At 69.5% G+C, this 7050-nt stretch carries 6 protein-coding genes and 1 pseudogene; 3 read left to right on the forward strand and 4 right to left on the reverse strand.

Translation table 11 applies throughout. The features are described from left to right. Positions 1-67 precede the first annotated feature (67 nt). Positions 68-778, forward strand: coding sequence for a response regulator (locus tag AOK15_RS28045; protein ID WP_055521144.1), 711 nt, complete (start codon positions 68-70; stop codon positions 776-778). Positions 779-884: 106 nt separating this feature from the next. Next, positions 885-1451, forward strand: a complete 567-nt coding sequence (locus tag AOK15_RS28050) for a dihydrofolate reductase family protein (RefSeq protein ID WP_055521145.1) — start codon at positions 885-887, stop codon at positions 1449-1451. On the opposite strand, the gene AOK15_RS28055 is transcribed toward AOK15_RS28050, so the two are convergent. From AOK15_RS28055 to AOK15_RS28070, 4 genes are all read right to left on the reverse strand, one after another. Then, positions 1448-2950, reverse strand: a complete 1503-nt coding sequence (locus tag AOK15_RS28055) for an AI-2E family transporter (RefSeq protein ID WP_079058750.1) — start codon at positions 2948-2950, stop codon at positions 1448-1450. The two genes, AOK15_RS28050 and AOK15_RS28055, sit on opposite strands and share 4 nt — an antisense overlap. 186 nt (positions 2951-3136) lie before the next feature. Then, the gene (locus AOK15_RS28060; RefSeq protein ID WP_185093577.1) at positions 3137-3847 is read right to left on the reverse strand and encodes an aggregation-promoting factor C-terminal-like domain-containing protein; all 711 of its coding nucleotides are present in this window, start codon (positions 3845-3847) and stop codon (positions 3137-3139) included. 428 nt (positions 3848-4275) lie between these two features. Beyond that, positions 4276-5601: a PhoH family protein gene (locus AOK15_RS28065; RefSeq protein ID WP_055521147.1), complete on the reverse strand. Its 1326-nt coding sequence runs from the start codon at positions 5599-5601 to the stop codon at positions 4276-4278. A 337-nt stretch (positions 5602-5938) separates the two neighbouring features. Then, positions 5939-6712: an isoprenyl transferase gene (locus tag AOK15_RS28070; RefSeq protein ID WP_055521148.1), complete on the reverse strand. Its 774-nt coding sequence runs from the start codon at positions 6710-6712 to the stop codon at positions 5939-5941. Positions 6713-6819: 107 nt separating this feature from the next. On the opposite strand from AOK15_RS28070, the pseudogene AOK15_RS28075 reads away from it, so the two are divergent. After that, a pseudogene (locus AOK15_RS28075) lies at positions 6820-7005 on the forward strand (undecaprenyl diphosphate synthase family protein); the annotation flags it as partial. Positions 7006-7050: the final 45 nt, after the last annotated feature.

Genomic DNA, 7050 nt, shown 5'->3' on the forward strand with positions numbered 1-7050 from the left:
GCGGACACGGTACCCGCCGCCTGGGCGGCGGGTACCGTGTCCGCGCCCGCATCCCGCTGGACCGGCCATGACCACACCCACCGGCCCCGGCCCCCGGGTGGTGATCGCCGACGACCAGGAACTGGTCCGCACCGGCTTCCGCCTGATCCTGACCGCTCGCGGCATCAATGTGGTCGGCGAGGCCGCGGACGGCGCCGAGGCCGTCCGGACGGTGAGCCGAGTGCGTCCCGATGTCGTCCTCATGGACATCCGCATGCCGCACATGGACGGCCTGGAAGCCGCCCGCCGCGTCCTCGCGCAGACCCCCGGCTGCCGAGTGATCATGCTGACCACCTTCGACCTCGACTCCTACGTCTACGCGGCCCTCGCCGCCGGTGCCAGCGGCTTCCTGCTGAAGGACGTCACCCCGGCCCATCTCGCCGCCGCGGTACGCCTGGTCGACACCGGTGACGCGCTGCTCGCGCCCTCGATCACCCGCCGCCTGGTGGAACGCTGGGCCTCCGGCGCCGGACGGACCGCTCCCGGACCCGCGCACCCCGCCGTCCACCGCGACCTCACCCTCCTGACGCCGCGCGAACGGGAAGTGCTGACCCTCATGGGAAGAGGGCTGTCCAACGCCGAGCTGGCCCGGCACCTGACCCTGAGCGAGGCGACGGTGAAGACCCATGTGGCGCGGATCTTCGCCAAGCTGACTCTCCGAGACCGGGCCCAGGCCGTGGTCCTCGCCTACGAGACCGGGCTCGTCGCCCCCGGCGAGTCCGCCGACCCCGACCACTGACCGCCGACCACGTCTTCCCGTTCAACCCTCGCCAAATCCAAGCGACCGGGCCTTTCCCGCGCCATCCTCGTCCCAGGTCGACACCGAGAAGCGCGGGAGCCCACACATGCGAAAGATCGTCCTGATGATGTCCCTGTCCCTCGACGGCTACATGGAGGGCCCGAACCGTGAGTTGGACTGGCATCTCGTCGACGAGGAACTGCACACCCACTTCAACGACGTCCTCAGGGACATGGGCGTCTTCCTGGACGGCCGGGTCTCCTACGAGCTGATGGCCGACTACTGGCCCACGGCCGACCGGGACCCCGACGCGCCCGCTCCCGTCGCGGACTTCGCCCGTATCTGGCGTGAGAAGCCGAAGCTCGTGTTCTCGCGGACGCTGCACCGCGCCGAGTGGCACACCACGATCGTCCGGGACGTCGTCGTGGAGGACATCATGGCGCTGAAGGCCCAGGAGGGCGGTGACCTCGCCCTCGGCGGCGCCACCCTCGCCGCCGAGTTCATGCGGCACGACCTGGTCGACGAGTACTGGCTCTACATCCACCCGGTCATCCTCGGCCGGGGCAGGCCGCTGTTCTCGCAGGCCGAGGAGTTGCCGAAGACCGACCTGCACCTGATCGAGACCCGCACCTTCGGCAACGGAGTCGTCCTGCTCCGCCACGGAAGGAACTAACCGGCGCCCCCACCGGACGGAGCCTCGCCAGACCCGGTCCTCCCAGACCCGGTCCTCCCAGCCCCGGCCCCGCCGTCGGACGGCGCCCCACGGCCGTGCGGCTCGTCGTCCCCGTACGGTCTGTCCTGCGCGTACGCCCGCAGGGACCCCACCACCGTGTTGGTGACGGCGACGAGCGGCACCGCGACCACCGCGCCCCCGATCCCCGCGATCATCCCGCCCGCGGCGACCGACAGGACGACGGCGAGCGGGTGGACGCGCACGGCGCGTCCGAGGATGAACGGCTGGAGGATGTGCCCCTCGATCTGCTGGACCGCGAGGACCACGACGAGGGTCATGACGGCGGTGAAGACGCCCTGCGTCACCAGCGCCACGACCACGGCGAGGGCGCCCGAGACGACCGCGCCGACCAGGGGGATGAAGGCGAACAGGAAGATGAACACGGCGAGCGGGACGGCCATCGGCACATCGAGGAAGTAGATGCCGAGGCCGATGAAGATGGCGTCGATCAGGGCGACTATCACCGTGCCGCGCACATACGCGGTCAACGTCCGCCAGGCACGGGGCCCGGCCGCGGAGACTCCGGGGCGGGCCGCCGCCGGGACCAGCTTCAGGGACCACTGCCAGATCCGCTTGCCGTCGTAGAGCAGGAACAGCGTGGAGAAGATCGTCAGGAGGATGCCGGTGAGCGCCTCGACGATGACCGTCACGCCCTCCAGACCCGCCGTGGTGATCGTGTCCGTGTTGTCGCTGATGGCCTCGCGGAGGTTCCCTGCGATGTCGTTGATCTGGTTCTCGGTTACATGGAACGGGCTGTCGAGCAGCCAGCGCCGCAACTCGTCGATGCCGTCCTGGACCTGGTCGGAGAGGTCGTCGATGTTCTCCATGACCTGCCAGGTGACGAACCAGCCGATGAGCCCCATGATGACGAAGCCGAGGGCGGCGGTCAGGGCCGTGGCGAGGCCGCGCGGTACGCGGTGCCGGGTCAGCCGGGCCACCGTCGGCTGGAGCACCGCCGTGATGAGCAGCGCGCTGGTGAACGACAGCACCAGGAGCTGGACGGAGCTGATGATCCGCATCAGCACCCAGACGGTGCCCGCGAGGACGAGCAGCCGCCAGCCGGCCTCGGCCGCGACCCGCATGCCCCAGGGCACCGCGGACGCCGGGTCGGGGCGCGGGCGGAGGACGGCGGTGGGCGCGTCGGCCGGACCGCCGGCGGGGGAACCCTGCGATTCCCCTTCGAGCCTCTTGGGGTCAGCGCCTCCGGACGGGCGCGAGGAGGCGCTCTCGGATCCCGACCCCGCTGAGGATCCGGAACCCGCCGAAGCCCCGGACCCCGTTGAAGACCCGTAGGACCCCGAAGACCCGTACGATCCCGAAGCCCCGGACGACTCCGAGGACTCGGACTCGATCTCCGCGCGGCGGCGCTCCAACCGCTCGCCCCAACCGCTCAGGCCGGAGCCGATCCGGCCGAGCCACCCTGGCACCCGCGACTTCATTCGTCCTCTTCCCCCGTCGCCCCTGTTGTCCACCTCTTGCCCCGGAGGTCGCGATTCCTCCCGGGGGTTTCGACCGTACATGGCGGAAGCCCCCCACCGAAGAACGGTGGGGGGCTTCCGGGGGTCGAGCGGCCGACGAGGCCCCGCCGACGAAGATCGCGGCTGGTCATCGGCGGTGCGGCGGGCCTAGTACCAGTGGTTGGCCTGCCAGAAGGACCACGCTTCGCAGGGGCTGCCGTAGCGCGATTCCATGTAGTTGAGGCCCCACTTGATCTGCGTGGCCGGGTTGGTCTGCCAGTCGGAGCCGGCGGACGACATCTTCGAACCGGGGAGCGCCTGGAAAAGACCGTAGGCACCCGAGGACGGGTTGACGGCCTTGTAGTTCCAGGTGGACTCGTGGTTCACGATGTTGCTGAAGCAGGTCCACTGGTCGCTCGCCACGACCGCCTTCGCCATCGCCTGGATCTCGGCGATGGAGTAGGAGGTCTGCGTCGGGGCGTCGTCGAGCGAGCTGGCCGCCTGGGCCTTCGTCTCGGCTTCCGCCTTCGCCTTGCGCTCCTGCTCGGCCTTCTCCGCCTGCTTCTGCTTCGCGATCGCGTCCTCGGCCGCCTTCTTACGGGCGGTCTCCTCGGCGTCCTTGCGGGCGGTCGCGTCGGCGGCGATGGCCTGGGCGTCGGCCTGTGCAGTCAGGGATGCGGTCTGCACCTGGGCCTGCTGGCCCACGGGAATGTCAGCGAGCAACGTGGTGTCGTTCGCGACCGCCTCGGCGTCGTCCGTGGTCTGGGCGGTGCTGCCCGAGGCAACTCCGACGACACTTCCGACTGCGGTGACCGCGGTGGCCGAAGCCACTGCGAATCCCCGGACCGAAATCCGGCTCACACGGTTTCCTTCCAGCATCGCCCGCCTCGGTGACCCTGGCGGACGCAATCGTGCCCCTGGCGCTGGCCTCCCAACTGCGGGGTCACGGAGGCGCGGGCCCGGTGGGCAACTCCCTTGCGGGGGAGCGCCGCGTGGTGCTCGGGCGGCATACGACGACGCTATGGAGTTGACCGTGGTGTTGCCGTGGTTCCGTACCGCTGGGGGTACGGCTGTGTCGTATGCGGGGCCTGACAGGAGTGAGACTCTGCCGTAACCCGGCGTCGCAAGGCAATTCGTGGTTGCGTGTGAAAGCTCACACCTCGTTTGGCCCCAGGGATTCACGGAAACGCCCACACGCCGAGGCGCCGCCCGGCTAGGCTCATCGCCTTTGCCGGACGGCGCCAAGAGATCCATCGGTGACCGGGCTTGACCAAAAATGGTCAGATCGCCCGGAACCGGTGGAACCGTTAAATCTGCCCGTCCTCCAGCATTTCGGTCACCAGGGCGGCGATCTGGGAGCGTTCGGACCGCGTCAGCGTGACGTGGGCGAAGAGCGGATGACCCTTCAGCTTCTCCACCACGGCGACGACACCGTCGTAGCGACCGACGCGCAGATTGTCGCGCTGCGCCACGTCATGGGTCAGAACCACCCGTGAATTCGCCCCGATCCGGGACAGAACGGTCAGCAGGACGTTCCGCTCCAGCGACTGGGCCTCGTCCACGATGACGAACGCGTCGTGGAGCGAACGGCCGCGGATGTGCGTGAGCGGAAGGACCTCCAGCATCCCGCGCGCGGTGACCTCCTCGATGACCTCGCGGGAGGTGACCGCCGAGAGCGTGTCGAAGACCGCCTGCGCCCAGGGGCTCATCTTCTCGGCCTCGCTGCCGGGCAGATAGCCGAGCTCCTGCCCGCCCACCGCGTACAGCGGTCGGAAGACCATCACCTTCTGGTGCTGGCGCCGTTCGAGCACGGCCTCCAGTCCCGCGCAGAGCGCGAGCGCGGACTTGCCGGTGCCGGCCCGGCCGCCCATCGACACGATCCCGATGTCCGGGTCGAGCAGCAGATCCAGCGCGATGCGCTGCTCGGCGCTGCGGCCGTGGATGCCGAAGGCCTCACGGTCGCCGCGGACGAGCCGGATGTTGCCGTCCGCCGTCACCCGGCCGAGGGCCTTGCCCCGCTCGGACTGGATCGTCAGACCCGTGTGGACGGGGAGGTTGCTGACCTCCGGGACGTAGACCGTCCCCTCCTCGAAGAGGATGTCCACCTGGTCGCCCGGCAGGGTCACCTCGGACATCCCGGTCCAGCCGGAGGCGTCCGTGATGGCGAGTTCCGCGCGGTACTCCTCGGCGAGGAGGCCCACGGAGGACGCCTTGATCCTGAGGGGCAGGTCCTTCGACACGACAGTCACGTCGTAGCCCTCGGCCTGCAGATTGCGGGCGACCGCCAGGATGCGGGAGTCGTTGTCCCCCAGGCGGTAGCCGGTCGGCAGGACGCTGGGGTCCGAGTGGTTGAGCTCGACACGTACGGTCCCGCCGAGGTCCCCGATCGGGATGGGGGCGTCGAGGCGGCCGTGCCGGACCCGGAACTCGTCGAGCAGACGCAGGGCCTGCCGGGCGAAGTAGCCGAGTTCGGGATGGTGCCTCTTCGCCTCCAGCTCCGTCACCACGACGATCGGAAGCACGACCTCGTGCTCGTCGAAGCGGCTCAAAGCGTTCGGGTCGGCCAGCAGGACGCTGGTGTCGAGGACGTAGGTGCGCCGGTCTGGCTTGTGGCGCTTTGTGCTGGTCACCACGGAAGGACGTACCCCCTCGGATGAGGTCGGGGAGCGACGGGATGGAACTGGGCCGGTCGACGGCGCCGTTGCACGGGCCGGTGACCGGCCCTCCGCTGCTTCGTCCGTGCTGTGACCGCACGATCGGGCTGGTGCAAAGGGCCTCCCGGGCGGACGGCCCCGAGCCGCCCGCTGAGATCCGACACCCGTGGTTCGGGTGTCGACCTGACTGGCTTATGCCCTCGAACATGCGCCGCCATGCCACGCCGTACGGGGGTGCCCCGGTGAACTCCTCGTTACGTCTGCCGCGAAAGGGGCGGCGGACACCTCATCGGTAACGCGGGAGAAATGCGGAGGTTCAGCCTCCGTAGCGCCGGTGTCGCACCGCGTAGTCACGCAGCGCGCGCAGGAAGTCGACCTTGCGGAAGGCCGGCCAGAAGACGTCGCAGAAGTAGTACTCGGAGTGCGCGGTCTGCCAGAGCATGAATCCGGACAACCGCTGCTCGCCGCTCGTACGGATCACCAGATCCGGGTCGGGCTGGTCCCCGGTGTACAGATGGCGGCCGATCATGTCGACGTCGACGCTCTCGGCGAGCTCCTCCACCGAGGTGCCCTTGTCCTGGGCGTCGAGGAGCATGGACCGTACGGCGTCGGCGATCTCCTGGCGGCCGCCGTACCCGATGGCGACGTTGACCAGTATTCCGTCGACGTGCGCCGTGGACTCCTCGGACTCCTTGAGGGCGGTCTGGAGCTGCCCGGGGAGCTGGTCGAGGGTGCCCACGTGGTGCACCCGCCAGCGGCCGTCGGCGGCGAGGGAGCGTACGACGTCCTCGATGATGCCGAAGAGCGGGACCAGCTCCTCCTGGGGGCGGCCGAAGTTGTCGGTGGAGAACAGCCAGAGGGTGACGACCTTCACGTCCGTCTCGGTGCACCAGCCGAGGAACTCCTCGATCTTGTCGGCCCCGGCCCGGTGTCCCTGCGCGGTGGTGGATCCCGCGGCCTTCGCCCAGCGCCGGTTGCCGTCCATGATGACGCCGATGTGCTTGGGCACCTGGGCGTGGTCGAGGTGCCCCTCGACCCTGCGTGCGTAGACCTTGACCAGCAGGCCGCGCAGTGTGTCGCGCAGGTTCACGTGAAAGCCCCTCCGGTGTCGCGGCAGTCCCCTTGGTTGCCAGAGCCTACCGGTGGTGGAGGCCAAGTCCGCCAAGGGGACTGCCGCGACACCGGAGGGGCTTTCACGTGAACCTGCGCGACACACTGCGCGGCCTGCTGGTCAAGGTCTACGCACGCAGGGTCGAGGGGCACCTCGACCACGCCCAGGTGCCCAAGCACATCGGCGTCATCATGGACGGCAACCGGCGCTGGGCGAAGGCCGCGGGATCCACCACCGCGCAGGGACACCGGGCCGGGGCCGACAAGATCGAGTAGTTCCTCGGCTGGCGCACCGAGACGGACGTGAAGGTCGTCACC

This window comes from Streptomyces ossamyceticus, assembly GCF_001418475.1.
Classification (GTDB): Bacteria; Actinomycetota; Actinomycetes; order Streptomycetales; family Streptomycetaceae; genus Streptomyces; species Streptomyces ossamyceticus.